The sequence below is a fragment of the Stenotrophomonas sp. FR010 genome, assembly GCF_047520755.2.
Taxonomy (GTDB): domain Bacteria; phylum Pseudomonadota; class Gammaproteobacteria; order Xanthomonadales; family Xanthomonadaceae; genus Stenotrophomonas; species Stenotrophomonas sepilia.
The window spans coordinates 29,603-53,516 of sequence record NZ_JAXBQT020000022.1 but is presented as its reverse complement, the minus strand read 5'-3'; the positions used below and the strand labels follow the sequence as shown (position 1 = coordinate 53,516).

General features: G+C 66.8%; 24 protein-coding genes. 11 read left to right on the top strand and 13 right to left on the bottom strand.

Going from position 1 to position 23,914, the window contains the following annotated elements; genetic code table 11:
* Nucleotides 1-10: 10 nt before the first annotated feature.
* Nucleotides 11-418, top strand: coding sequence for an ExbD/TolR family protein (locus tag ACM0PK_RS17470; protein ID WP_414608071.1), 408 nt, complete (start codon nt 11-13; stop codon nt 416-418).
* A 9-nt stretch (nt 419-427) separates the two neighbouring features.
* On the opposite strand, the gene ACM0PK_RS17465 is transcribed toward ACM0PK_RS17470, so the two are convergent.
* A complete protein-coding gene (locus ACM0PK_RS17465; RefSeq protein WP_414608072.1) occupies nt 428-886 on the bottom strand; it encodes a hypothetical protein in 459 nt (152 codons plus the stop codon).
* Nucleotides 887-1,179: 293 nt separating this feature from the next.
* On the opposite strand from ACM0PK_RS17465, the gene ACM0PK_RS17460 reads away from it, so the two are divergent.
* Nucleotides 1,180-3,990 carry a TonB-dependent receptor gene (locus ACM0PK_RS17460; RefSeq protein ID WP_414608076.1) on the top strand — a complete coding sequence of 937 codons (2,811 nt, stop codon included), beginning with the start codon at nt 1,180-1,182 and terminating at the stop codon, nt 3,988-3,990.
* Nucleotides 3,991-4,122: 132 nt separating this feature from the next.
* Here ACM0PK_RS17460 and fhuE read toward each other — a convergent pair whose 3' ends face one another.
* From fhuE to ACM0PK_RS17445, 3 genes are all read right to left on the bottom strand, one after another.
* Nucleotides 4,123-6,285, bottom strand: coding sequence for a ferric-rhodotorulic acid/ferric-coprogen receptor FhuE (fhuE, locus tag ACM0PK_RS17455; protein ID WP_414608073.1), 2,163 nt, complete (start codon nt 6,283-6,285; stop codon nt 4,123-4,125).
* Nucleotides 6,286-6,470: 185 nt separating this feature from the next.
* On the bottom strand, nt 6,471-7,022 hold the full coding sequence (locus ACM0PK_RS17450) for a M23 family metallopeptidase (RefSeq protein WP_072167157.1): 552 nt from the start codon (nt 7,020-7,022) through the stop codon (nt 6,471-6,473).
* A gap of 77 nt (nt 7,023-7,099) precedes the next feature.
* On the bottom strand, nt 7,100-7,582 hold the full coding sequence (locus ACM0PK_RS17445; RefSeq protein ID WP_088497180.1) for an Lrp/AsnC family transcriptional regulator: 483 nt from the start codon (nt 7,580-7,582) through the stop codon (nt 7,100-7,102).
* 72 nt (nt 7,583-7,654) lie between these two features.
* Between ACM0PK_RS17445 and ACM0PK_RS17440 the strand changes: the two genes are divergently transcribed.
* Nucleotides 7,655-8,524, top strand: coding sequence for an EamA family transporter (locus ACM0PK_RS17440; RefSeq protein WP_414608074.1), 870 nt, complete (start codon nt 7,655-7,657; stop codon nt 8,522-8,524).
* 111 nt (nt 8,525-8,635) lie between these two features.
* On the opposite strand, the gene ACM0PK_RS17435 is transcribed toward ACM0PK_RS17440, so the two are convergent.
* From ACM0PK_RS17435 to ACM0PK_RS17420, 4 genes are all read right to left on the bottom strand, one after another.
* Entirely contained in the window at nt 8,636-9,373 is a 738-nt protein-coding gene (locus ACM0PK_RS17435) for an endonuclease/exonuclease/phosphatase family protein (RefSeq protein ID WP_172412138.1), read from the bottom strand.
* Nucleotides 9,374-9,426: 53 nt separating this feature from the next.
* Nucleotides 9,427-10,269, bottom strand: coding sequence for a thiol:disulfide interchange protein DsbA/DsbL (locus ACM0PK_RS17430; protein ID WP_414607792.1), 843 nt, complete (start codon nt 10,267-10,269; stop codon nt 9,427-9,429).
* Between the two features lie 106 nt (nt 10,270-10,375).
* Nucleotides 10,376-11,026: a thiol:disulfide interchange protein DsbA/DsbL gene (locus ACM0PK_RS17425; RefSeq protein ID WP_072167154.1), complete on the bottom strand. Its 651-nt coding sequence runs from the start codon at nt 11,024-11,026 to the stop codon at nt 10,376-10,378.
* A gap of 106 nt (nt 11,027-11,132) precedes the next feature.
* A complete protein-coding gene (locus ACM0PK_RS17420; protein ID WP_111007821.1) occupies nt 11,133-11,933 on the bottom strand; it encodes a c-type cytochrome in 801 nt (266 codons plus the stop codon).
* A gap of 156 nt (nt 11,934-12,089) precedes the next feature.
* Here ACM0PK_RS17420 and yihA point away from each other — a divergent pair, with 156 nt between their 5' ends.
* A complete protein-coding gene (yihA, locus tag ACM0PK_RS17415; protein ID WP_049414655.1) occupies nt 12,090-12,692 on the top strand; it encodes a ribosome biogenesis GTP-binding protein YihA/YsxC in 603 nt (200 codons plus the stop codon).
* 99 nt (nt 12,693-12,791) lie between these two features.
* Here yihA and ACM0PK_RS17410 read toward each other — a convergent pair whose 3' ends face one another.
* The 3 genes from ACM0PK_RS17410 to ACM0PK_RS17400 form a co-directional block, all read right to left on the bottom strand.
* Nucleotides 12,792-13,766, bottom strand: coding sequence for an MBL fold metallo-hydrolase (locus tag ACM0PK_RS17410; RefSeq protein ID WP_111200779.1), 975 nt, complete (start codon nt 13,764-13,766; stop codon nt 12,792-12,794).
* A 671-nt stretch (nt 13,767-14,437) separates the two neighbouring features.
* Nucleotides 14,438-15,262 (bottom strand): helix-turn-helix transcriptional regulator, encoded by an 825-nt coding sequence (locus ACM0PK_RS17405; protein ID WP_414607793.1) that lies wholly within the window; start codon nt 15,260-15,262, stop codon nt 14,438-14,440.
* Nucleotides 15,259-15,963, bottom strand: a complete 705-nt coding sequence (locus tag ACM0PK_RS17400) for a VIT1/CCC1 transporter family protein (protein ID WP_088497520.1) — start codon at nt 15,961-15,963, stop codon at nt 15,259-15,261. The genes ACM0PK_RS17405 and ACM0PK_RS17400 overlap by 4 nt, the downstream gene beginning before the upstream one ends.
* A 152-nt stretch (nt 15,964-16,115) precedes the next feature.
* Between ACM0PK_RS17400 and ACM0PK_RS17395 the strand changes: the two genes are divergently transcribed.
* On the top strand, nt 16,116-17,480 hold the full coding sequence (locus ACM0PK_RS17395; RefSeq protein ID WP_414607794.1) for a glutamate--cysteine ligase: 1,365 nt from the start codon (nt 16,116-16,118) through the stop codon (nt 17,478-17,480).
* A gap of 92 nt (nt 17,481-17,572) precedes the next feature.
* Here the strand turns inward: ACM0PK_RS17395 and ACM0PK_RS17390 are convergent, their stop codons facing one another.
* Nucleotides 17,573-18,631: an NAD(P)-dependent alcohol dehydrogenase gene (locus tag ACM0PK_RS17390; RefSeq protein WP_061479602.1), complete on the bottom strand. Its 1,059-nt coding sequence runs from the start codon at nt 18,629-18,631 to the stop codon at nt 17,573-17,575.
* A gap of 107 nt (nt 18,632-18,738) precedes the next feature.
* Here ACM0PK_RS17390 and ACM0PK_RS17385 point away from each other — a divergent pair, with 107 nt between their 5' ends.
* A complete protein-coding gene (locus ACM0PK_RS17385) occupies nt 18,739-19,623 on the top strand; it encodes a LysR family transcriptional regulator (RefSeq protein ID WP_061479601.1) in 885 nt (294 codons plus the stop codon).
* 112 nt (nt 19,624-19,735) lie between these two features.
* Here the strand turns inward: ACM0PK_RS17385 and ACM0PK_RS17380 are convergent, their stop codons facing one another.
* Nucleotides 19,736-20,152, bottom strand: coding sequence for a VOC family protein (locus tag ACM0PK_RS17380; protein ID WP_134970498.1), 417 nt, complete (start codon nt 20,150-20,152; stop codon nt 19,736-19,738).
* Nucleotides 20,153-20,266: 114 nt separating this feature from the next.
* Here ACM0PK_RS17380 and ACM0PK_RS17375 point away from each other — a divergent pair, with 114 nt between their 5' ends.
* The 5 genes from ACM0PK_RS17375 to fghA all read left to right on the top strand — a co-directional run bounded on the left by ACM0PK_RS17375 (nt 20,267) and on the right by fghA (nt 23,846).
* Nucleotides 20,267-20,944 carry an SMI1/KNR4 family protein gene (locus ACM0PK_RS17375; RefSeq protein WP_111202282.1) on the top strand — a complete coding sequence of 226 codons (678 nt, stop codon included), beginning with the start codon at nt 20,267-20,269 and terminating at the stop codon, nt 20,942-20,944.
* Nucleotides 20,945-21,187: 243 nt separating this feature from the next.
* Entirely contained in the window at nt 21,188-21,463 is a 276-nt protein-coding gene (gene frmR, locus ACM0PK_RS17370; protein ID WP_005411009.1) for a formaldehyde-responsive transcriptional repressor FrmR, read from the top strand.
* Nucleotides 21,464-21,527: 64 nt separating this feature from the next.
* Complete coding sequence (locus ACM0PK_RS17365) at nt 21,528-22,637, top strand: S-(hydroxymethyl)glutathione dehydrogenase/class III alcohol dehydrogenase (RefSeq protein ID WP_061479597.1); 1,110 nt, start codon at nt 21,528-21,530, stop codon at nt 22,635-22,637.
* 8 nt (nt 22,638-22,645) lie between these two features.
* Nucleotides 22,646-22,993: a YqcC family protein gene (locus ACM0PK_RS17360; RefSeq protein ID WP_111202283.1), complete on the top strand. Its 348-nt coding sequence runs from the start codon at nt 22,646-22,648 to the stop codon at nt 22,991-22,993.
* A gap of 22 nt (nt 22,994-23,015) precedes the next feature.
* Entirely contained in the window at nt 23,016-23,846 is an 831-nt protein-coding gene (gene fghA, locus ACM0PK_RS17355; RefSeq protein WP_414607795.1) for an S-formylglutathione hydrolase, read from the top strand.
* Nucleotides 23,847-23,914: the final 68 nt, after the last annotated feature.

The window sequence follows — 23,914 nt, the reverse complement described above, 5'->3', positions numbered from 1 at the left end:
GGAGCGGCACATGGCGTTCAGTAGCGCAGAAAGAAGCGACCCGCTGGCGGACATCAATGTCACGCCACTGGTGGATGTGATGCTGGTGCTGTTGATCATCTTCATTGTGACCGCGCCGATCGTGGCCCGGCCGATTGCCGTGCAGTTGCCGCAGGCCACCGATCGGGTGGTCGACCGTCCCGAACCGCCGCCGCCGATCGAGCTGCGCCTGGACGCTGGCAACCAGCTCAGCTGGAATGGCCAGCCGATGGCGATCAGTGAGCTGCAGGCGCGCCTGCAGGCACAGGTGGGCGAACATGCCGGCAACCTGCCGGAGCTGCGCATCGCCACCGATCCGGCGGCCGAGTACGAAGGCATGGCGCGGATATTGGCTGCGGCCGAGGCGACCGGCATGGAGCGGATTGCCTTCGTGCGATAGAGCGTTGTCTCACTGCCGCTCATGCGGTGATTGCAGCATGAGCGGCGCTTGCCCTGCTGACAGCGTCGCATCCAGGATCCGCAGAAAAGCCATTTCAATCTGCGCCGGAACCGGGGTCGGATGTGCTCGCCACCTTCTGGTCTCAGGGTCATGTGCAACGTCGAAAGCGGTCAACTCGGCTCTCTCGAAATCCACCACAACCGTCAACCCCTCTCCTGAGGCCGAGGCCGCATCGCTGGGAGAGAGGCAGTTGTTGCACTCGATCACGCCGCCTGCCCTCGATTCGCCTGCCAGAGGAAGAAGCAGCGTGATCACCAACATGACGCTCGGCACGGCAGTTAGTGCTTTCATGATCGATCCGCCCGCGAATGGCTGGAGGTGCGAGTCTGCACCGGGTCGATCAAGCGGGCCTTCTGAATGAAGGAATTTCAGACTATTCCTGAAATGGTTCGGCAAAGGCACTTTCATGCGCGCGGCAGTTTCCGGCGCGCGCTGTCGCGGCCAGCATCAAAGCGAAGCGGCGGAACATTACCGTCCGGTTCTAAACGGCATTCATCTGACGCAAATGTCATGCAATTGCGTCAATTCCGCGTGAAAGAGTGTCGATCGTCACGCCGTGATTTTTACCGCTTGTTTACAAAGGAGACGCTGCCGCCATGCAGGGGGAGCGCGGCAGTCCATGTCCCGACATTCCTTTGGAGAGAGAGCGAATGAATCACCTGCACCACCGCCCGTTGGCGGTTGCCGTCACGCTGTGCGTGATGGCCCTGGCCCCATTGGGTGCCGCTGCACAATCCACCACCAACCTCGACGCGGTGGAAGTGACCGGTACCCGCATCAAGCGCGCTGAAGTCGAAGGCCAGGTGCCGATCCAGACGCTGACCCGCGGTGATATCGAACGCACCGGCCTGACCTCGATCGGTGAAGTGCTGCAGCAGCTCACGGGTTCCGGCTCTGCGCTCAACGCCAAGTTCAACTCGTCCGGCAACTTCGGTTTCCCGCCCGATGGCAGTGGCGTGGGTGCCGGCTCGGCGCAGGTCGATCTGCGCCACCTGGGTGCCAAGCGCGTGCTGGTGCTGGTTGACGGCATCCGCTGGGTCAATGAGTCGTCCGCATCGGGCGTCGGTGCGGCCACCGACCTCAACACCATTCCGCTGGCCATCGTCGAACGCATCGAGGTGCTGGAAGACGGCGCGTCGTCGCTGTACGGCTCCGATGCCATCGCCGGCGTGGTCAACATCATCACCCGCCGCGACTTCGATGGCGGGCAGGTGACGCTGAACTATGGTGAGTACAGCAAGGGTGACGGCACCCAGAAGGGCGTGGATCTGGCGTGGGGCAAGAGCGGTGATCGCTTCAGCCTGTTCCTGGGCGCCAGCTGGACCAAGCAGGACCCGGTATTCGCCAAGGATCGCGAGCAGTCACGTTTCCCGATTCCGGGCACCGGCCTGGCCTTCGGCAGCGGCGGCATTCCACAGGGCCGCTTCGCCTTCGTCGACCCCAACACCGGTGCCGAGCAGGACATCGTGCCCAACAGCGGCGTGCCCAACCCGCGTTACGACGGCAGCGCCGGCTGCAACCGCAGCGATGACTACCACTGCTTCACCAGCGCCGACCGCTTCAACTTCGCCGAATACAACATGGTGCTCACGCCGTCCGAGCGCAAGGGCCTGTTCGGTCAGTTCCGCTTCGACATCACTGACAACGTGCAGTGGTACATCAAGGCACTGGGCAACCGCCGCGAGTCGACCAACCAGGCCGGCCCCGAGCCGCTGTTCTTTGGTCCCGATGGCGCCACCGGCAATCCGTTGGCCGACAACATCGTGGTCTCGCGCCTGAACCCGTACAACCCGTTCGGCTTCGACCTGGTGTCCTCGGGCAACATGAGCCTGATCGGCCGTCGCCCGGTGGAAGGCGGTGCGCGCGTGTTCAAGCAGGAGGTCAACACGACCTACGTGGCCACCGGCCTGGTCGGCAACTTCCAGGCGGCCGACCGTAGCTGGTATTGGGACGTCAACGGCATGTACAGCAAGAACAAGGCCGAACAGACCAACTACGGCAGCTACAACATCTACAACGTCAACATGGCGCTGGGTGACCCGGCGGTGTGCGCGGCTACCCCGGGCTGCGTGCCGTTGAACATCTTCGGTGGCGTCGGTTCGATCACCCCGGACATGCTGAAGTGGATCCAGCCGGTGGTGCGCGACCGCAGCCAGAACGAGCTGAGCCTGTTCACCGCCAACCTGTCCAGCGAGCTGTTCTCGCTGCCGGCCGGCCCGGTGTCCTTCGCCACCGGTTTCGAGTACCGCAAGTACGAGGGCTGGTACCAGCCGGATCCGCTGACGGTGATCGGCCACTACAACGGCGTGCCGTCGCAGCCGACCTCCGGTTCCTACGACGTCAACGAGGCCTACCTGGAGTTGAGCGTGCCGATCTTCGCCGACTCCTCGTTCGGCAAGAAGCTGGACCTGAGCCTGGCCGGCCGCTATTCGGACTACTCCACTTTCGGTGGCGAGTTCACGCCCAAGTACGGCCTGCGCTGGCAGGTGACCGATGACTTCGTGCTGCGCACCACGTACGCCGAGGGTTTCCGCGCACCGTCCATCGGCGAACTGTACGGCTCGGCCGCACGTGCCGACCTGCAGCTGTTCGATCCGTGCTCGGTGGGCCTGGGCGGTACGCCGCCACGTGGCAGTGCCGCCAATTGTGCCGCGCTGGGCGTGCCGGCCGGCTTCCAGCAGGCCAACTCGCAGATCTCGGTGACCACCGGCGGCAATCGTGATCTGGAACCGGAGCGCTCGCGCAGCTTCAGCACCGGCTTCGTGTGGAGCCCGTGGTTCGGCAACAACGCCTCGTGGTCGGAGCGCTTCGATGTGGAAGTGACCTTCTACCGCCACGCCATCGATGGTGCGATCCAGGCCATCAACGCGCAGACCCAGCTGGACCTGTGCGTGGACACGCTCGACCCGGTGTACTGCGATGGCATCACCCGCGCCAGCACCGGTGCGGTCAGCAGCTTCAACAACCGCCTGACCAATCTGGGCTCGATCAAGACCGACGGCTGGGACGTGGACCTGTTCTGGACGTTGCCGCAGACCTCCTTCGGCCAGTTCAAGCTGGCCTGGAAGAACACGTTCGTCGGTCGTTACGAAGCCACCGGCGCGGCCGGGCAGAAGCAGCCGCAGAAGCCGGGCGTGGAAGTGGCCGACAGCTCCATTCCGGAGTGGACCAGCAACGCCAGCATCGCCTGGACGATGGATCGCTGGAGTGCGAACTGGACGGTGCGGCACATCTCCGAGCTGACCGAGAACTGCGGCGATGCCGTGGCATTCCCGGTGTGCAGCAACCAGGCCGACGGCACCAACACGCTCTCGGCCACCACCTTCCACGACATGCAGGTGGGCTACAAGATCGACTGGATGAAGGGGCTACAGCTGACCGCGGGCCTGAACAATGTGTTCGACAAGGATCCGCCGATCTGCCTGTCGTGCTCGTTGAACGGGTATGACGCCTCGACCTACGACATCCCGCGTGGCCGTTACTGGTACCTGCGCGCGGACCTGCGGTTCTGATGTGAGAGGGGCAGCGCCGGTCAGTTCCGGCGCTGCCTTGCGGATGTAGCGCCGAGCCCGCACTCGGCTGATTCTCTGAGCCGAGCATGGGCTCGGCTCTACAGGTGCGGGGCGGTCGTACCCCGCGTCTGATCAGAACGCCCAGGTGAACGTCAGCGAGCCATTGCGGCCATCGCCGTACGCACCGTAGCCGTTGATCTGCGAGAAGTACTTCTTGTCCAGCAGATTGTTCAGGTTGGCCTGCACGCTCCATTCCGGCGACAGGCGGTAACGCACGAAGGCGCTGACCAGGGCGTAGCCGCTCTGTTCGATGCGGCCGTAAGCCGGCACCGCGTAGTAGATGCGGTTCTGCCAGTTGGCGCCGCCGCCGACGGTCAGTGCCTGCAGCGACTGCGGGGTGTAGCTGGTGAACAGTTTCAGCGCGGTCTGCGGCAGGTTGGTGTTGATGTCGGCGCCGTTGATGTCCTTGGCCACGTAGCGCGAAGCACCGAAGGTCCCGTTCCAGCCGGGTGCCAGTTCGCCGTTCAGTTCGAACTCGAAGCCACGGCTGACGGTGCCACGCGCGGCCACGTAGGCCGTTTCGCCGCCGGTGCCGCCGATGACCGGCTCGCCGGTGGACTGGCCGACGTTGTCCTGCTCGATGCGGAACACCGCCACCGAGGCATTCAGTCGGTTGTCGAACCAGGCACCCTTCACGCCCACTTCGTAGCTCTTGCCGTCCACCGGGTCCAGGTAGCTGCCGTTGCGGTCCTTCAGCATCTGCGGCTGGAAGATCTCGGTGTACGAGGCATAGGTGGAGTAGGTGTCGTTGATGTCGAACACCAGGCCCGCATACGGGGAGGTGACTTTGTGCGAACGGTCGGCGCCTTCGCCTTCGCTCTTCCAGTCGGTGTAGCGCGCGCCCACGATCAACTTCAGCGGATCAGCCAGCGACAGGCGTGCTGCAGCATAGGCGGCCTTCTGGGTGATGGTGCCTTCGCTGGCCAGGGCCAGCGGATTCCAGTTCGGTTCGCTGATGTTGCCGTTCCAGTTCAGGTAGCTGGAGAAGGGGTCCCAGGCGAGGCCGGCGCCGCCGATCTGGTAGTCGCCGTAGTTGGCGTACTCGCGCTTGTTGTAGCTCAGGCCGCCCATCACTTCGTGCTTCAGGCCAAACAGCTCGAACGCGCCACTGAAGTAGCCGTCCACCGCATTGACCTTGCGTTCGGTGTTGTAGAAGCCGGCCGACGGCGAAATGCCGGCACCGGTGTTCTTGTCGAAGAACGAAGCGCCGGTGACCCAGTCGTTGTAGGCCGGGTAGAACAGCTTGTCGTCGGCCTTGGTTTCGTCGTGGGTGGCGCCGATGCGGACTTTCCAGTCATCGTTGAAGGCGTGTTCCAACGTGGCGAACGCGCGCTTGCTGGTGGTGTCCCAGTAGGTCCAGCTCGGGTTCGGATTGAACGATTCGTCGTAGCCGGTGCTGGTTCCATCGGAGAACAGCATCGGGAAACCACCCCAGGTGGCGCCGTTGGCGCGCTTCTGCTGGTAGTCGTAGCCCACGCTCAGCTGGGTGTCCGGGGTCAGGTCGGCGTCGATGACGGCGTAGCCCAGCGTCTTGTGCTGGTTGTAGCGATCCATCTGCGCGTCGGTGTCCAGGTAGCTGCCGATCACGCGGGCGCGCACCGAACCGCTCTTGTTCAGCGGGGTGGTCACGTCCACGGTGCTGCGGGTGCGGCCCCAGCTGCCGACGTTCACCGAGACGCTGCCGGTCAGTTCGGCGCTGTCGGCGTGCTTGCGCACCAGGTTCACCGACGCCGACGGGTTGCCGGCACCGGTCAGCAGGCCGGTGGCGCCACGCACCACTTCCACGCGGTCATACAGCGCCAGGTCCAGGCCGGAATCGCCGTAGCTCCAGTTCTGCACCATCTGCGTCGGCAGGCCATCGAACTGGTAGCTATCGATGTAGAAGCCACGCGAATAGAACTCGGTGCGCTCGCTGTCGGACTGGGTGCTGCTGACGCCGGTGGTGTTGGCCAGCACGTCGATGATGTCGTCCAGGTTCTGATCTTCGATGCGCTGGTGGCTGATGATGCTGAGCGACTGCGGGATCTCGCGCGGCGCCAGGTCGAAGCGGGTACCGGCCGAGGTGCGGCGCACCGAATAGCCTTCGGCGCGTTCGCCCTTGACCACCACTTTGTCGAGCGTGGTAGGGTCGGCGGCGGTGTCGGCGAAGGCGGCCGGGGCCACGGCGCAGAGTGCAGCGAGCACGGCAACGGACAGCCGTTGCGGCTGCGGGATACGGAAGGCGGAACGGTTCATGGGGGTCCTGGACGAGCACGCGCGCTCGGCCAGCATCCAGAAGGCGAGGCGCTACGGGTGGGAAACGGGCGGGCAGGCCGTCCTGGCACCACCGGAAACGAAAGAAATGGTAATACGAACTATTCCTATTTACAAATCATGAACGAGGAAGGCGCTCACGCAGGACTCGACGCAGCATATGGTGTTCAACGCAGCAGCGGCAGTGGATCGCGGGCGCCGTCGGCGCCGTAGATGCCCCAGTGCAGGTGCGGCGGCGTGCCCTTGGCGTTGCCGCTGTCGCCGACGTGGCCGAGAAGGTCGCCGGCCTGGACCACCTGGCCGCGCGCCAGGCCCTCGGCCCAGTCGTCCAGATGGGCGTAGTAGTAGCGCTCGCGCCCGGGCCCGATCACCCACACCTGGCGGCCACCGAGGCCGCGGTCGCTGACATCCACGACAACGCCGGCGGTGGCACTGCGCACCGGGGTGCCGCGCCTGGCGAAGATGTCGATGCCGGCGTGGGAGCGGTCACGGCCGCGTGGGGCGCCGAAGGTATCGGCGATCTGGCGGGGCCGCACGCCTTCCACCGGCACCGGAAGCTCGGTGGCCGGAGGCATCCGCGACAGTGTCCACAGCAGTTTCGGTGCAGCAGCCCATGGGCTGTTCCACAGCGCCATCGCGGCAACGATCGCGATGACCAGCCACAGGCCGCGCAGCAGCCAGCGGCGCAGGCGACGGGCGGGGGAGGGCGGTGTGTTCATGGTCTCCGACTGTAGCGCCGAGCCATGCTCGGCGGCTGTTACTTTGTGGTCAAAGCGCAGTCGAGCATGGCTCAGCGCTACAGAACCGGGGCCAGCGGCACTTCGAAACTGCGCTTCAACGTTCCCAGTGCCACCGAGGTGCGGAAGCGCTCGATGTTGTCATCGCCACCGAACAGGCGCTCGGTGATCGCCTCGTACTCCTCCATCGACGCGGCCGAAAGCAGCAGCAGGAAATCGCCATCGCCGGTGATCGAGTAGCACTGCTGCACGGCCGGGTCGTCCTGCACGCGGCGCTTGAGCGGCGCCACGCGTTCACGCAGCTCGCTGACCACGCGCACCTCGACGATGATGGTCAGCGGTCGCCCGACCTTGGCTGCGGCGACTACCGCCACGTTGGCCGCGATCACGCCGCTGTCCTGCAGCCGCTTGATGCGTCGCTGCACGGCCGGGGTGGACAGGTGCACGGCCTCGGCGATCTCGCGCTGCGGCAGGGTGTTGTCCCGCTGCAGCAGGTCGAGGATGGCGCGGTCGAAGCTGTCGAGCACGGGGGCGGTGGCCATGGCGAGCAGAAGTTGCACGAACGGGCTGTCAATTGAGCCAAGTGCTCGGCGCCGGCGCAATAGACTTTGCCCATGCAGACCTCACGACTTGCGCCGATGTTGCCGGCGCTGGCGGTGCTCGGCTCGGTCACCTCGCTGGCCATCGGCACCTCCTACGCCAAACACCTGTTCCCGCTGATCGGCCCACAGGGCACCAGTGCGCTGCGCGTGGGCTTCTCGGCGCTGCTGCTGCTGCTGTTCTGGCGGCCGTGGCGCTGGAGGACCCGCCGCGTGGATGCCATCACCCTCCTGCGCTACGGGCTCACCCTGGGCCTGATGAACCTGCTGTTCTACATGGCCCTGCGCACGATTCCCTTCGGCATCGCGGTGGCCATCGAGTTCACCGGGCCGCTGACGGTGGCGATGCTGTCATCACGACGCCCCATCGACTTCGTCTGGGTGGGGTGCGCGGCGGTGGGGCTGTTGCTGCTGCTGCCGATCGGCGGCGGGCCGGCACTGGATCCGGCAGGCGTGCTGTATGCGATGGGCGCAGCGGCGTGCTGGGGCCTGTACATCGTGTTCGGCAAGCGTGCCGGCCACCTGCACGCCGGGCATTCGGTGTCGCTGGGGCTGCTGGCGGCATCGCTGGTGGTGGTGCCGGTGGGCGTGGTTCATGCCGGCACCGCGCTGCTCGATCCGAAGATCCTGGCGGCCGGCCTGCTGGTGGCGCTGGTGTCCAGTGCGATCCCGATGTCGCTGGAGATGATGGCGCTCAAGCGCCTGCCAAAGGAGACCTTCGGCATCCTGATCAGCATGGAGCCGGCGGTGGCCGCGCTGTGGGCGATGCTGCTGCTGCACGAGCACCTGCATGGATTGCAGTGGCTGGCGATCGGTTGCACGGTGCTGGCCTCGGTGGGCAGCACGATGACCGCGCGGCGATTGAAGGTGCCGGTCACCGCCTGAAAAAAGGGACGGAGGGGATTAAGTCGTTTACGCCCTGATTTAGGGGACGCCAGGCGGCGGCCGGCGCGAAGCGTGCGGACCAACGGTCCGCACCTACCAGGGGGGGGGCGGTCAGCGCAGGGCGTCGGCCGGGACGTCGATCTGCATCGCCAGGGCGAGGTGATCGGAAAACGCGGCCGGTATGGCTTCCACGGTGCGGGTCTGCAGGCCACTGCTGACCAGGATGTGGTCGATGGCGCGGTCGGGGCGCCAGCTGGGGAAGGTCGGCACGATGCAGCCGGGCGGCTGCAGCCGGGTCTTCTGGTACAGCACCTGCATTTCCGGGCGTTCTGCCAGGCAGTTGAAGTCGCCCATCAGCACCGCGTTGGGGTGGTCGGACAGCAGCTCGGCGATGAAGCCCAGCTGCGACATCCGCGATCCCGCGCCCAATGACAGATGCGCCACCGCCACCGCCAGGCCGTCGGTACCGTCGCCGAACTTGGCCAGCAGCACGCCGCGCCCGCCGATGCGGCCGGGCAGGGCGTGGTCCTGCACTTCCACCGGTTCGAGCTTGCTCAGCAGGCCATTGGCGCTGGACGCGACCCCGCCCATGCGCCGGTTCGGCTGGTGGCTCCAGTAGTTGAAGCCGGCGCGCTGGGCCAGGTAATGGGTCTGGTTGGTGAAGCCCGAGCGCAGGCTGCCCGGGTCGGCCTCCTGCAGGCCGACGATGTCATGTTCGCGCGCCAGGGTGGCGATCGCGTCCAGGCTGCTGCGCTTGCGACCCGCCGGCAACGCATGTGACCAGCTGCGGGTCACATAGTCGCTGTAACGGCGGGTACTTGAGCCGGCCTGGATGTTGGCCGTCAGCAAGCGCAGGGTCCGTGTACGGGGGGAATTCACGGCCGGGAAATGCTTCTCTTGGATCAGTGAGCCTGGGCCGCACCGCGTTCGCGGGCGATCAGGTGGTCGGCGATGCGCAGCATGTCCGGGAAGCTCTTGCCCTTCACCAGGTACTTGCCGTTGACGATGATCGACGGGGTGCCGCTGATCTGGCTGCGCTGGGCGAACTGCTTGGCCGAGTTGGTCTTGGCATTCACCGCGAAGCTGCCCATGGTGGCCGCGAACTGCTTCGGATCGACGCCGTAGGCGGCGTAGAACTTGGCGATGTCTTCCACCGAGTCACGGCCGCGCTCGCCCTTCAGGGTCTTCTGCGAGTGGATGGCGGCGTACAGCGCTTCGTGGGTCTTCTCCTGCACGCCCAGGGTCTGCGCGGCGTAGAAGGCACGGGCGTAGTCATCCCAGGTGCCGCCGAACATGGCCGGCACGTAGACGAAGTTCACGTCGCTGGGCAGGCCGGCCTTCCATGGGCCGACCAGCGGCTGGAACGCGGCGCAGGCCGGGCAGACGTAGCCGAAGATCTCGGTCACTTCGATCTTGCCGGCGGCCGGCTGGAACGGCTGGCCGTTCGGGATCACCTGGTAGTCGGCACCTTCCACCGGAGCCGGGCCGGTCAGTGCGGCGGTGGTCGGGGCCGGTGCGGCGGCCGGCGCCGCTTCGGCCGGGGCCTTCTCGCCTTCAGCGGCAGCCGGCGCGGCGCCTTCGCTGCCCGCTGCCGGCGCAGCAGCCGGTTCGGTGGTGGCTGCCGGGGTGGCTGCCGGTTCGGCCGGGGCCGCGGTGGTGTTGGTGCTGCCGTCGTCGGCCTTGCAGGCCGCCAGGATCGGCAGCAGCGCTGCGAGGGCGAGGGCGAGGGCGTAACGGATCTTCATGGAAACGTCTCCAGCATCTGGAAAGGTGGGGCCGGCGGCAAGCGCCGGCCAAGGGGAAATGATGACATGCGGCGGCGACAACGCCGTGTCGGTGGTGGGTGTTGGTTCAGCGGCCGCGGGCGGCGCGCGCCTGCGCGATCAGCGCCGAGGCAATGCGCAGCTGGTCGTCGAAGCTCTCGCCGCGCACCAGGTATTGGCCGTTGATGATCAGGGCCGGGGTGCCCGGGATCTTGGTGCGCTGGGCGAACGCGCGCGCGGCGTCGACCTTCTTCTGCACGGCATCGCCGCGCAGGGCCTGGATGTAGCGGTCCGGGGTCACGCCGTAGGCCTTGTAGAAGGTGGCGAGCTCATCGGCCGAGACGTTCTGCATCGGCAGCGACCCCTGCTCGTGCAGGGCCTTGAACACGGCGGCATGGCTGCGCTTGGCCACGCCGACTTCATCGGCGGCGTAGTAGGCCAGGGCCCAGGCATCCCAGGCACCGCCGAAGGCCGCCGGGACCGGGGTGAAGCGCACGTCGGCCGGCAGCTTGGCCGCCCAGGCTTCCAGCTGCGGTTCGAAATGGGCGCAGTGCGGGCAGGTGTAGCCGAAGACTTCGACCACCTCGATCTTGCCGGCCAGCGGCTGGAACGGGCCCGGCTGGGCGATGCGCTCGTAGTCTTTGCCCTCGACCAGCGGGGCATTGGCGGGGGTGGCGGCGCAGGCTGCCAGCGGCAGCAGCACCAGCACGGACAACAGCAGGCGGGAAATCAACCTCATCGACACGCATCTCCGTTGAAAAAAGCAACGCCGGCGCAGCCGCCGGCGTGAAGGAAACATACCGCAGCCGTGGGCCGTCGTCGCGGCCCGGGCCGACCAGTGGTGGTCAGGGGGCGGCAGCCGGTTGTGTTGGCGTGGCCGCGCCGGCCACATCGTCGGCCTTGTTGTGCAGGCCCTGCAGGTAGCTCGACAGCGCCTGCACCTCCTGCTCGCTGAGCTTCTGCGCGACCGTGGCCATGATCTGGAAGTGCGCCTTGTCGGTCTCGTTGGTCTGGCCGGCCTGGTACTCCTGCAGGCGGCGCGCGACATAGCTGGCGTGCTGCCCACCGAGGTGCGGATAGGCCGGACCGGGATTGCCGGCACCGCTGGGGCCATGGCAGGCCATGCAGGCCGGCAGGCCACGCTTGGCATCGCCGCCGCGGTACAGCTGCTGGCCGATCTCGTAGAACTTCATGCCTTTGTACGGGCCCTCGGTCACCGCCGTGTCATCGGCGATGCCGGCGTTGGCTTTCTGCGTGGCGAAGTAGGCGCCGATATCACGCATGTCCTGCGGGGTGAGGTTCTGCACGAACGGCACCATCGCCACTGCCGCGCCGGAACTGCGCTGGCCATTGGCGATCAGGGCCATCTGCTGGGCCACGTAGCGCTCGCTCTGGCCGGCAATGGACGGATACATGTCCACCGTGGAATTGCCGTCGACGCCATGACAGGCCGCGCAGGCCGAGGCCTTGGCCTGGCCGGCCTTGGCATCGCCCCAGTGGGTCTTGCTGAAATCCACCTCCAGCGAGGCGGTGTTGATCGGCCCATTGTCGGGCAGCGGGGTCAACGTGGTCTGCGCGAACGCAGCAGCGGCAACGACTACAGCAGTGGCAAGGGCGGATACGGCAAGAACGCGAGCGTGGCGCATGCTGAAGCTCCGTATGGACCGGGCCGGGCGGTGGCCGCCGGCATCGTTCGGATTATCAACGCCGTTTCCGCGCACGGTCAACGCAGCAGTGCAGCAAAATGCCCGCAAAGGCCGCCGGCACGGGCGCGCGGCGCCGCAACATGCGATCCTAGGCACATGTCATTGCTCATCGAACGCGCCCGTTACCACCTTTCGGCCCATAACGTGCGGCAGCTGCCGCCCGACGAAGGGGCCGAAGTGGCCTTCGCCGGCCGCTCCAACGCCGGCAAGTCCAGTGCGCTCAACGCGCTGACCCGCCAGAACGCCCTGGCGCGTGTCTCCAAGACCCCCGGCCGTACCCAGCAGCTGGTGTTCTTCCAGGTCACCCCGGAGGCGCATCTGGTCGACCTGCCCGGTTACGGCTACGCCAAGGTGCCGCTGGACCTGCAGGCGCACTGGCAGGCTTTCATCGACAAGTACTTCCGCACCCGCGAGGCCCTGAAGGGGCTGGTGGTGGTGATGGACATCCGTCATCCGCTGAAGGACTACGACCGGCAGATGCTGTCCTATGCCGTGCAGCGCGGCCTGCCGGCGCACGCCCTGCTGACCAAGGCCGACAAGCTCAGCCGCAGCCAGCAGATGCAGTCCCTGCAGAAGGTGCGCAAGGAGCTGCAATCGGCCTACGGTGACAGCGTCAGCGTGCAGGTGTTCTCCGGCGAAGACCGTACCGGCGTGGACGAAGCGCGCGCCGTGATCGGCGGCTGGCTGGGGCTGGAATAAGGCCTTCCCTGCCTTCCTGTAGAGCCGAGCCTACGCTCGGCTGCGGAATCCCGGCACGCTGCGCGTGGTAGCCGAGCATGGGCTCGGCGCTACACGAGGTCATTTCAACGGCGAATACTCCGCCGGGACCCACGCATAGGCCTGGCCTTCACTGCGGACGTGGCCCAGGCCGGGGAACGGCAGGTGCGCACCGGCCACCCACCAGCCGTTGGCGGTGGCCTGCTGCAGCAGCCCGCGACGGCTGGCGATGGCCGCCTTGCGGTCCGAATCGGCCTCGAACGCGGCCTCCGGGTGCGCGAACTGCACCGCATGGAAGTGCAGCACGTCGCCCCACACCAGCAGTGACTGGCCCTGGCTGTCGAACCGGTAGGAGACGTGGCCGGGGGTGTGGCCATGGGTGTCCATTGCCACCGCGCCGCCGGGCACGGCATCGTCGGGGTTGAACGTGCGCAGGTGGCCACTGGCCTGGTACGGCGCCACCGCGTTGCGTGCCAGCGGGAAGGCGAAGCGCACACCCTTCGGCGCAGAAGCCTCGCTGGCCGGATTGAGCCAGTAGTCGGCATCGGCCCTGGACAGCCACACGGTGGCATTCGGGTAGGCCGGCTTGCCCTGCGCATCGAGCACCCCGCACAGGTGGTCCGGATGGGCGTGGGTCAGCAGCACCTCGTCCACCTCGGCCGGGTCCACGCCGGAGGCGCGCAGGTTGCCCAGCACCTGGCCCAGGCCGGGGCCGAAGCACTGCGCGGTGCCGGTATCGACCAGGGTCAGGTGGTTGCCCTGGCGCACGAGGAAGGCGTTGATCGCGGTCTGCAGGCCCTTCTTGTCTTCGGGCACGTAGCGGCCTTCCAACAGGCGGCTGACCAGTGTCGGCGGCACGTCGACCACTTCCTGCCGGCCCAGCGCGACCACGCCGTCGAACAGGGCGGTGACCTGCAGCGCACCGACGCGCTGGTGGTAGACGCCGGGCACCTGCTGGGTGGGCGCGGGCGAGGTGGCTTCGGCCAGCGCGGCCAGTGGCAGGGCGGACAGGGCCAGCAGCAGGGCGGTGCGCAGGGGCAGGTGGCGCAGGGTCATGGCGGTTCTCGGTGGACGACGGGCGATTCCGTTGCTGCATTAGCGTGCCGCGGCCGGCGTGTGCGCGGCGCTCAAACCACTGCGCGGAATGCTCAGGGAAGGGGTGTTGTCTGCAGGGCTGCGCCCTGCACCCGCAGAGGCAACCGCCGCAGCCAAAGCAACGTCAAAAGCTGGATCTCTGTGGGATGGCGGGGTGGGTCCGGTTGCGGGGGACGCTGCAAGTACGTCCATGTAAGCTCGGTCGCCGCTTGCTCGTGTGCGCTTTCCTGCGCACACGGCAAGGCCGGGGTTGGGCGTCCTGCCCAACCCGCCCGAGGCATGCCTCGGGCCCATGCGGCTCACGCCCCCGCAACCGGACCCACACCGCCTTCGACAGTTTTCCGCGATCTGTTGGAAATTCTCTTGGGGTCAGATCGATTTCGATGTCTGACAGATGTGTCGACCAAGGTCGACACCTACCAACAGCCGCGACGATCTGTCAGAGGTGGGGCGGTGTCGGAGTGCGGGGTGTCAGCCGCATGGATGCGGCTGCCAAGCCTACAGGGACGTACTTGCGGCGTCCCCGCACTCCGACACCGTCCCGCCACCTCACGGAATGCACGCTGTTGCTGTTGCTTCGGCTGTTGCCGTCGCGTCTGCAGGTGCAGGGCTGCAAGCCCTGCTGAACCCCCTCAAATGTCTGTGGGAGCCAGCCCGTACTGCTCGGCGAAGCGCTTGCTGAAACTGGCCGCAGACCGGTAGCCCGCGCGTGCGGCCACGGTCTTCAGCGGCAGGTCGGTGGTGTAGAGCAGCTGCATGCCATGCGCCAGCCGGGCCTCGGTGAGCAGCTGGCGCAGGCTGGTGTCCTCGGCGGCGAGCCGACGGCGCAGGGTCGCGCCGCTCAGCGCGAACAGCGCTTCCACATCACGCGATTGCCAGTCGCGAGCCGGTTCGGCGGCGATGCGGTCGCGGATCTGTTCGCCCAGGCTCGGCGCCTTCGGCAGCAGCAGGTTGCCGTGGCCCTGCCGGCACAGGGTCAGTACCAACGAGGCCAGGGCCAGCCGCGCTTCGCTGTAACGGCCGTCCTGCAGTGATTGCCGCCACTGGCGCAGCACCTCGCCATGATCGATCAACGGCAGTCGCGCCATCGCATGACCGGCGGCGGGAAGCTCCCCGCTCCACAGCGTACGTGCGGCCGCCAGCACTTCGGCACACAGCGGCACGATGGCGCTGAGGTAGCGGCCACTGCGTGGGTCGGGGGTGTTGACCACATCGATGCGGCAGCGCTGGGTCAGCAGCAGGATGTCGCCGGGGATGAACTCCAGCGACTGGTGCGCGGTACGCACCTGCTTGCGGCCTTCCAGCAGGATCGCGAACTGTGGTTGTGGAATCTCCACCGAGCTGGCGCCATGTTCGCGCCGAGCGGTGATGCACGCATAACCTTCGGCGCGTGCGCAGCCGGCCAGGCTGGCCATCTCGGCCAGCAGTGCGGTGGCCGGTGGCAGCATGGCGGTCATGACACGTGGGCACCGAACAGGCGACCGACGCCGGCCGCCGCGGCCATCGCCAATGCGCCCCAGAACATCACCCGGATCGCACCGCGAACCGGCGGTGCGCCGCCAGCCCTGGCCGCCACTGCGCCGGTCAGGCACAGGCCGAGCAGGGTACTGGCCGTGGTCATCAGTGCGACCCTGTCGACCGGTGCGAGCAGGGCGGTCAGCACCGGCAGCGCCGCGCCGCAGGTGAACGCACCGGCCGAGGCCAGCGCTGCCTGCAGCGGGCGGGCGCGCAGGGTATCGGTGATGCCCAGTTCGTCGCGGGCGTGGGCACCCAGCGCATCATGGGCGGTGAGCTGTTCGGCCACCTGCCGTGCCAGCGCAGGCTCCAGGCCGCGGTGGCGGTAGATCGAAGCCAGCTCCTCCAGCTCGCTGTGCGGATTTTCGCGCAGCTCGCGCCTTTCCATTGCCAGGTCTGCGTCCTCGGTGTCGGCCTGGGTCTGTACCGAGACGTACTCGCCGGCGGCCATCGACATCGCGCCGGCCACGGTGCCGGCCACGCCGGTGGCGAGGATGGTGGTAGCGGAGGCGCCGCCGGCGGCCACGCCGACCACCAGGCCGGCCACCGAGACGATGCCATCATTGGCGCCCAGCACGGCGGCACGCAGCCAGCCGACGCGCTCGGAGCGGTGCAGTTCGGGGTGTCGTGAATGGCGGCTCATGACGTTGAGTGTACGAGGGTCAAGAGGGCGTCGGTAGGATGCTGAAACCCGTCACCGTCGCATGACGCAACGAGGTGCCACGCTATAGTGCGCCCTTGCGATGGAAGGCCGCGAGCCCCACATCCCCCGCCACTGTCCAGCGAGCCTTCCCCTTGTCGAGCCCCAGCCACGTCGCCGATACCCCCATTACCGACCGCTCGCAGCTGGTGGAGGTGATCGCCTCGGGCGAGAAGCCCCGCGCGCAGTGGCGCATCGGCACCGAGCACGAGAAGTTCGGGTTCCGCCTGGATGACCTGCGCCCGCCGACCTTCGAGGGGGAGCGCGGCATCGAAGCACTGCTCAACGGCCTGGTCCGCTTCGGCTGGGAGCCGGTACAGGAGAATGGCCGCACCATCGCCCTGCTGCGCGATGGGGCCTCGGTGACGCTGGAACCGGCCGGCCAGCTGGAGCTGTCCGGCGCGGCGCTGGAGACCATCCACCAGACCTGCGTGGAGACCGGCACCCACCTCAACGAAGTGGCGCAGGTGGCCGGCGAACTGCAGCTGGGTTTCCTCGGCATGGGCTTCCAGCCGAAGTGGAAGCGCGATGAAATGCCGTGGATGCCGAAGGGCCGCTACAAGATCATGCGCGCGTACATGCCCAAGGTCGGTTCGCTGGGCCTGGACATGATGACCCGCACCTGCACGGTGCAGGTGAACCTGGACTACGCCACCGAGGCGGACATGGTGAAGAAGTTCCGCGTGTCGCTGGCGCTGCAGCCGATCGCCACCGCGCTGTTCGCCGATTCGCCGTTCACCGAAGGCAAGCCGAACGGCTACCTGAGCTATCGCTCGCACATCTGGACCGACACCGACGCCGACCGCACCGGCATGCTCGACTTCGTGTTCGAGGATGGATTCGGCTACGAGCGCTATGTCGATTACCTGCTCGACGTGCCGATGTACTTCTCCTATCGCGACGGCACCTACCACGACGCCAGCGGGCAGAGTTTCCGCGACTTCATGCAGGGCAAGCTGCCGGTGCTGCCGGGCGCGTTGCCGACCCTGCGCGACTGGTCGGACCACATGACCACCGCGTTCCCGGAAGTGCGCCTGAAGAAGTACCTGGAAATGCGCGGCGCCGATGGTGGCCCGTGGAGCCGCCTGTGTGCGCTGCCGGCGTTCTGGGTGGGCCTGCTGTACGACGACACTGCGCTGGACGCTGCCTGGGACCTGGTGCATGACTTCACCCTGGCCGAGCGCCATGCGCTGCGTGACGGCGTGCCGAAGCATGCAATGAACCTGCCGTTCCGCAACGGCACGGTGCGCGACCTGGCCCGGGAAGCGGTAAGGATTTCCGTGGAAGGCCTCAAGCGCCGTGCGGCGCGCAATGCCGATGGCCAGGACGAGAGCAAGTTCCTGGACGTGCTGCAGGAGATCGTCGAATCCGGCCTGACCCCGGCCGAGCGCAAGCTGGCGCTGTTCCATGGCCGCTGGCATGGTGACGTCGATCCGGTGTTCCGCGAGTTCGCGTACTGACCGTCATGCGGGGTTGCCGGCCAGCGGCCGGCACTACCCAAAAGAAAAACCCCGGCATTGCCGGGGTTTTTCATTTCCAGATCCGTCTTGGCTCAGGCCGCGTTCTTCAACGTCGCCATGTCGATCACGAAGCGGTAGCGCACATCGTTCTTCGCCATGCGCTCCCAGGCTTCGTTGACGTTCCTGATGTCGATCATCTCCACATCGCTGACGATGCCGTGCTCGGCACAGAAGTCCATCATTTCCTGAGTTTCGGCCATGCCGCCGATCGCCGAGCCGGTCAGGTGCTTGCGGCCGAAGATCACGCTGCCGCCGGTCAACGGCGGGTCCAGTTCGGTCAGCACGCCCACCAGGCACATGGTGGCTTCGCGCTTGAGCAGGCCCATGTACGGATTGGTGTCATGGCTGACCGGGATGGTATTGAGCAGGAAGTCGAAGCTGCCGGCGTGCGCCTTCATCTGCGCCGCATCGCGCGAGACCAGCACCTCATCGGCGCCCAGGCGCTTGGCATCGGCGCCCTTTTCCGGGGTGGTGGTGATCATCACCACGTGCGCACCGAGCGCCTTGGCGAACTTCACGCCCATGTGGCCGAGGCCGCCGAGGCCGATCACGCCGACCTTCTGGCCCGGGCCGACCTTCCAATGGCGCAGCGGCGACCACGTGGTAATGCCGGCGCACAGCAGCGGTGCGGCCGCCTTCAGGTCGAGGGTGTCGGAGACCTTCACCACGAAGCGCTGCTCTACCACCACGTGGTCGGAATAGCCGCCGTAGGTCGGTGCGCCGCTTTCGCGTTCACGGCCGTTGTAGGTCCAGGTCGCGCCCTCGGCGCAGTACTGCTCCAGGTCGTGCTGGCAGGCGTCGCAGTGGCGGCAGGAGTCGACCATGCAACCCACGCCGGCGTGGTCGCCGACCTTGAAGCGGGTGACGTTGCTGCCGACCTCGGTGACGCGGCCGATGATCTCGTGGCCCGGCACCATCGGGTAGATCGAGCCACCCCAGTCATCGCGGGCCTGGTGCAGGTCGGAGTGGCAGATGCCGCTGTAGAGGATCTCGATGCGCACATCGTCGGGACCGACCGCACGGCGTTCGAACTCATAGGGGACCAGCGGAGCAGTATGGGAATGGGCGGCGTAACCACGGGCGAGGGACATGGGGAATCCTTGGCAGGGTTTATCGAAAGGCGCTTTACAATACGCCGCGTTCCCAATGGCAAGAAGCGTGGATATCGGCATGATTCATCAAGTGAAACTGCACAATCATGGCCACTGACAACCTTTCCCACCTGGCCGCGTTCGCGGCGGTTGCCCGCCACCGCAGCTTCCGCCGCGCTGGCGCCGAGCTGGCGCTGTCGACCTCGGCGGTGAGCTATGCGATCCGCGCGCTGGAAGAACGACTGGGCGTGGGCCTGTTCCACCGCACCACGCGCAGCGTGGCCCTGACCGAGGCCGGGCAGCGCCTGCTGGAGCGCTTGCAGCCGGCGCTGGGGCAGGTGCATGACGCGTTGGAAGAAATGAACCACTTCCGCGCCGCCCCGGCCGGCCTGCTGCGGATCAACGCCACCCGCGCGGCGGTGGCGACCCAGCTGCGGCCTCGGCTGGCGCGCTTCCTGCACGCCCATCCCGACGTGCGGGTGGAGCTGACCGAAAATGATGGGCTGGTCGATATCGTCGCCGAGGGCTACGACGCCGGCGTGCGCCTGCACGAGTTCGTGCCCGAGGACATGGTGGCGGTGCCGATGGGGCCGCCGCTGCGTGGGCTGATCGTCGGCTCGCCGGATTACCTGCGGCGGCATCCGGCGCCGCTGCATCCGCGCGACCTGGCCGCGCATGAATGCATCCGCTTCCGCTTTGCCAGCGGGCATCTGTACAAGTGGCAGTTCGAGCGCGGTGGGCAGGCGCTGGAAATCGACGTGCCCGGACGGCTGACGCTGAGCGAGCAGGGCACCGTGGTCGGCGCGGTGCTTGATGGCATCGGCCTGGCCTACGTGCTGGAAGACACCGCGCGGCCGTATATCGAATCGGGGCAGATGGTGGCGGTGCTGGAAGACTGGAGCGAACCGTTCGCCGGGTTTGCGCTGTACTACCCGAAGCAACGGCAGATGCCCGGTGCGTTGCGTGCGTTCGTGGATATGTTGCGGGAGTGAGGTGCTGCAGGAGTGCCGACCAACGGTCGGCACCTACCGGATGGCGTCCACCAGGACCAGACCAGTAGACCCGCGCCATGCGTGGATTGGCGCCCGCAATGCAGACGGCAATTCATTCGACCAGCGCGTCGTAGCCTTCGCCACTGAACTGGATCAGGCAGAAGCCGTGCCCGAACGGATCGGCCAGCACGGCGATACGGCCCCAGCGGCGCTCGCGCACCGGTTGCTCGAGCATCGCCCCGGCCGCGACCGCACGCATCAACGCGGCGTCGATGTCCTCCACCACCCAGTCCAGGTGCAGCGGGGTCCAGTGGCGCTCGTAGTCACGCACGTCGCCGTCTTCGGTGGCGGCGCTGCCAGCCTCGTTCTGCAGCAGATAGAGCGGTGTTGGCCCACCGAGCAGTTCCACCGCGCCGGGGCCGAGCCGACGACCGATGCGCAATCCAAACGCGGCCAGGTAGAACGTTTCGGCGGCGGCCAGGTCGGGCACGTCGATGTTGATGATGAAGTTGCGGGCAGTGGCGTTCATGGCAGTGATTTCCTGCATCCGGTGGTTGCAGTCTAGTCCCGCCACCTGTTGCTGCCGGTTCATCTCCTGCGAGGATTCGGGCAAGCTGGGCGACCTCCATCGACAAGGACTTCCATGAGCGCACTCTCTGACATCGAACAGGCCACCGGGCAGGCCTTCCCCCCTTTGTTCAAGCAGTTGCAGGTAGCAGGCCGGTTGAGCTGGGGCAGTTCGCATCCGGATTGGTCCGAGGTGGTGTTCCCGACGCTGCAGGCGGATCCACCGGTGCTGTTGTACGCCCAGGAATACGAACCGCTGGAACACGATGAGCTGCTCGAAGCGTGGCAGGAGCTGACCGCCGAGGACCACTACAATCCCCTGCGTCCCGACCTGCAGCTGCTGCCGTTCGCGCGGACCGGCGGCGGCGACAGCTACTGCTTCTGGAGCAACGCGCCCGATTCTGCCGAGCCGCCCGTCGTGCTGGTGTGGCATGACGATGATCGTGCCGATGTGCTGGCCGCCAACTACCAGGATTTCCTGTTCCGCAAGATGGTCGAAGCCGTTGCCGACTACCAAGCGCCGTATACGCTGCTGTCGCATGGCGAGCTGGCCGGCAATCTGCAGCGCTGGCTGCAGAGCCACCAGTCGTTCCTGCGCGGCGACCAGTTCGCGGCGTTGCAGCGGTTGTTCGCCCGCGTTGACGATATTGAAGAAGGAAACATCAGCGAAGACGACGCACAGGCCATCGTCGCTGATGTGATCGGCTTCGAGCGGTTGGACGAGTCGTTCGCTTACGTGCGCGAGGAGGCCTGAACCCGGTAGGCCGGAGCGCCGCCATCGGTCGTGCTCCAGCTACCTATCATCGAACGACCAGATGGCATGGGCCGGCGGCAGCTGGGCCAGCTCGCGGCGGATGACGTGCATCTAGGACAGTGCGGTGGCTGCATCTGGTTTCTGCAGGCACCCGGCGTAGAGCTGCCAAGCAGCCTATTGCGTCAACCCTTCTGCTTTTTGCATATATACTATCCCCCAGTATAGTTCAGAGGTGGCCTCGCCATGCCGCACTCCCCCGAAGAGAAGAAGAAGGTCCTGGCCCGCGTGCGCCGCATCCGCGGCCAGTGCGATGCGCTGGACCGCGCGCTGGAAGCCGGCGCCGACTGCGGGCCGGTGCTGCAGCAGATCGCCGCCATCCGTGGCGCGGTCAACGGCCTGATGTCCGAGGTGATGGAGGCCCATCTGCGCGAGGAATTCGGCCAGCCCGCCGCCTCCGACGAACAACGCGCCGAACGCGTGCGCGACATGAGCGCGTTGATCCGCTCGTACCTGAAATAACGACGGCGCGACGTCGCGCCGCTCACGCTGTATCCCATTTCCGCCTGATCCTGGAGAAGCCATCATGAAGTCCCGTGCCGCCGTCGCCTTTGGTCCCGGCCAGCCGCTGCAGATCGTCGAGATCGACGTCGCCCCGCCGAAGAAGGGCGAAGTGCTGGTGAAGATTACCCACACCGGTGTCTGCCACACCGACGCGTTCACCCTGTCCGGCGATGACCCGGAAGGCCTGTTCCCGGTGGTGCTGGGCCATGAAGGCGCCGGCATCGTGGTGGAAGTGGGCGAGGGCGTGACCAGCGTCAAGCCGGGCGACCACGTGATTCCGCTGTATACCGCCGAGTGTGGCGAATGCCTGTTCTGCAAGAGCGGCAAGACCAACCTGTGCGTGTCGGTGCGCGCCACCCAGGGCAAGGGCGTGATGCCCGACGGTACCAGCCGCTTCAGCTACAACGGCGAGCCGCTGTACCACTACATGGGCTGCTCGACCTTCAGCGAGTACACCGTTGTGGCCGAAGTCTCGCTGGCGAAGATCAACCCGGACGCCAACCCGGAGCACGTCTGCCTGCTCGGCTGTGGCGTCACCACTGGCATCGGCGCGGTGCACAACACCGCCAAGGTGCAGGAAGGCGACAGCGTGGCGGTGTTCGGCCTGGGTGGCATCGGCCTGGCGGTGATCCAGGGTGCGCGCCAGGCCAAGGCCGGCCGCATCATCGCGGTGGACACCAATCCGTCCAAGTTCGAACTGGCGCGCGAATTCGGCGCCACCGACTGCATCAACCCGAAGGACTTCGACAAGCCGATCCAGCAGGTCATCGTGGAAATGACCACCTGGGGTGTGGACCACAGCTTCGAGTGCATCGGCAACGTCAACGTGATGCGCGCGGCGCTGGAATGCGCGCACCGTGGCTGGGGCCAGAGCGTGGTGATCGGCGTGGCCGGTGCCGGGCAGGAGATCTCCACCCGCCCGTTCCAGCTGGTGACCGGCCGCAAGTGGATGGGCACCGCCTTCGGTGGCGTGAAGGGCCGCAGCCAGCTGCCGGGCATGGTCGAGGATGCGATGAAGGGCGATATCGAACTGGCCCCGTTCGTCACCCACACCATGGACCTGGACAGGATCAACGACGCCTTCGACCTGATGCATGAAGGCAAGTCGATCCGTTCGGTGGTCCATTACTGAGCCGCGGCGTGGGCTGGTTCGATGCCCTGCGCCGGCCGCGTGCGGAAGATCCGCGCGCGGCCCTGGTCGACCCGATCGAGCAGGCGTTGCGTGCGCTAGGCTGGGTCGACGGCGAGGTGGGGCCACCGCGTGCGGTGACTTCGGCCTTCGGCAGCGACGATGGCATGCCGTTCGAGCACTGGCTTGCGCAGGTATTCCTGCCGCGCCTGCACGAAGCCCGCGCTGACGGCCAATGGCCACCGCGCAGCGACGTGGCGGTGGCGGCGTACCGCAATCTGGATGGCCAGCCTGGCGTCGAATCGCTTCTGCGCCTGCTGTCGCAGCTGGATGAGTTGATCAACACACGTGACGGCTGACGCCGCCGCGCAGGAGAGCATCATGGAACGCATTGAACACCGCGCCTGTTTCGGCGGCTGGCAGGACGTCTACCGGCATCATTCCACCACGCTGGGCTGCGACATGCAGTTCGCCGTGTACCTGCCGCCGCAGGCGGAAACGCAGAAGCTGCCGGTGCTGTATTGGCTGAGCGGCCTGACCTGCACCGAGCAGAATTTCATCACCAAGGCCGGCGCGCAGCGCTATGCGGCCGAGCACGGTGTGATCATCGTCGCGCCGGATACCAGCCCGCGCGGTGATGACGTGGCCGATGCCGAAGGCTACGACCTGGGCAAGGGGGTAGGCTTCTACCTCAATGCCACCCGTGCTCCGTGGGCGAAGCACTACCGCATGCACGACTACGTGGCGCAGGAACTGCCGGCGCTGATCGAGGCGAACTTCGCGGTGACCGATGCACGCGCGATCAGCGGCCATTCGATGGGCGGCCATGGTGCGCTGGTGATCGCGCTGCGCAACCCGGGGCGCTACCGCAGTGTGTCGGCGTTCTCGCCGATCGTCGCGCCCAGCCACGTACCGTGGGGGCAGAAGGCGTTCACGGCTTATCTGGGCGACAACCCAGCCGACTGGGCGCAGTGGGACGCGTGTGCGTTGCTGGCGACGGCCAGCGAGCGCCTGCCGTTGCTGGTCGACCAGGGCGAGGCGGACGAGTTCCTGCAGACCCAGCTGCAGCCGCAGCGCCTGCAGCAGGCCTGCGGCGCAGCCGGCCATCCGCTGACCCTGCGCCTGCAGCCGGGCTACGACCACAGCTACTATTTCATCGCCAGCTTCATCGGCGAGCACGTCGCCCACCACGCCCGCGCCCTGCACGCCTGAGGGCTTTCCGGTAGTGCCGGCCGCTGGCCGGCAATCCCAGGGAATTGCAGGGCTGCGGGTTGCCGGCC

Bases quoted from the DNA above. Each gene is read 5' to 3' on its own strand.
- ACM0PK_RS17470 (WP_414608071.1), top strand. From the start codon at position 11: ATGGCGTTCAGTAGCGCAGAAAGAAGCGACCCGCTGGCGGACATCAAT.
- ACM0PK_RS17465 (WP_414608072.1), bottom strand. From the start codon at position 886: ATGAAAGTGCCTTTGCCGAACCATTTCAGGAATAGTCTGAAATTCCTT.
- ACM0PK_RS17460 (WP_414608076.1), top strand. From the start codon at position 1,180: ATGGCCCTGGCCCCATTGGGTGCCGCTGCACAATCCACCACCAACCTC.
- fhuE (WP_414608073.1), bottom strand. From the start codon at position 6,285: ATGAACCGTTCCGCCTTCCGTATCCCGCAGCCGCAACGGCTGTCCGTT.
- ACM0PK_RS17450 (WP_072167157.1), bottom strand. From the start codon at position 7,022: ATGAACACACCGCCCTCCCCCGCCCGTCGCCTGCGCCGCTGGCTGCTG.
- ACM0PK_RS17445 (WP_088497180.1), bottom strand. From the start codon at position 7,582: ATGGCCACCGCCCCCGTGCTCGACAGCTTCGACCGCGCCATCCTCGAC.
- ACM0PK_RS17440 (WP_414608074.1), top strand. From the start codon at position 7,655: ATGCAGACCTCACGACTTGCGCCGATGTTGCCGGCGCTGGCGGTGCTC.
- ACM0PK_RS17430 (WP_414607792.1), bottom strand. From the start codon at position 10,269: ATGAAGATCCGTTACGCCCTCGCCCTCGCCCTCGCAGCGCTGCTGCCG.
- ACM0PK_RS17425 (WP_072167154.1), bottom strand. From the start codon at position 11,026: ATGAGGTTGATTTCCCGCCTGCTGTTGTCCGTGCTGGTGCTGCTGCCG.
- ACM0PK_RS17420 (WP_111007821.1), bottom strand. From the start codon at position 11,933: ATGCGCCACGCTCGCGTTCTTGCCGTATCCGCCCTTGCCACTGCTGTA.
- yihA (WP_049414655.1), top strand. From the start codon at position 12,090: ATGTCATTGCTCATCGAACGCGCCCGTTACCACCTTTCGGCCCATAAC.
- ACM0PK_RS17410 (WP_111200779.1), bottom strand. From the start codon at position 13,766: ATGACCCTGCGCCACCTGCCCCTGCGCACCGCCCTGCTGCTGGCCCTG.
- ACM0PK_RS17405 (WP_414607793.1), bottom strand. From the start codon at position 15,262: ATGACCGCCATGCTGCCACCGGCCACCGCACTGCTGGCCGAGATGGCC.
- ACM0PK_RS17400 (WP_088497520.1), bottom strand. From the start codon at position 15,963: ATGAGCCGCCATTCACGACACCCCGAACTGCACCGCTCCGAGCGCGTC.
- ACM0PK_RS17390 (WP_061479602.1), bottom strand. From the start codon at position 18,631: ATGTCCCTCGCCCGTGGTTACGCCGCCCATTCCCATACTGCTCCGCTG.
- ACM0PK_RS17385 (WP_061479601.1), top strand. From the start codon at position 18,739: ATGGCCACTGACAACCTTTCCCACCTGGCCGCGTTCGCGGCGGTTGCC.
- ACM0PK_RS17380 (WP_134970498.1), bottom strand. From the start codon at position 20,152: ATGAACGCCACTGCCCGCAACTTCATCATCAACATCGACGTGCCCGAC.
- ACM0PK_RS17375 (WP_111202282.1), top strand. From the start codon at position 20,267: ATGAGCGCACTCTCTGACATCGAACAGGCCACCGGGCAGGCCTTCCCC.
- frmR (WP_005411009.1), top strand. From the start codon at position 21,188: ATGCCGCACTCCCCCGAAGAGAAGAAGAAGGTCCTGGCCCGCGTGCGC.
- ACM0PK_RS17365 (WP_061479597.1), top strand. From the start codon at position 21,528: ATGAAGTCCCGTGCCGCCGTCGCCTTTGGTCCCGGCCAGCCGCTGCAG.
- fghA (WP_414607795.1), top strand. From the start codon at position 23,016: ATGGAACGCATTGAACACCGCGCCTGTTTCGGCGGCTGGCAGGACGTC.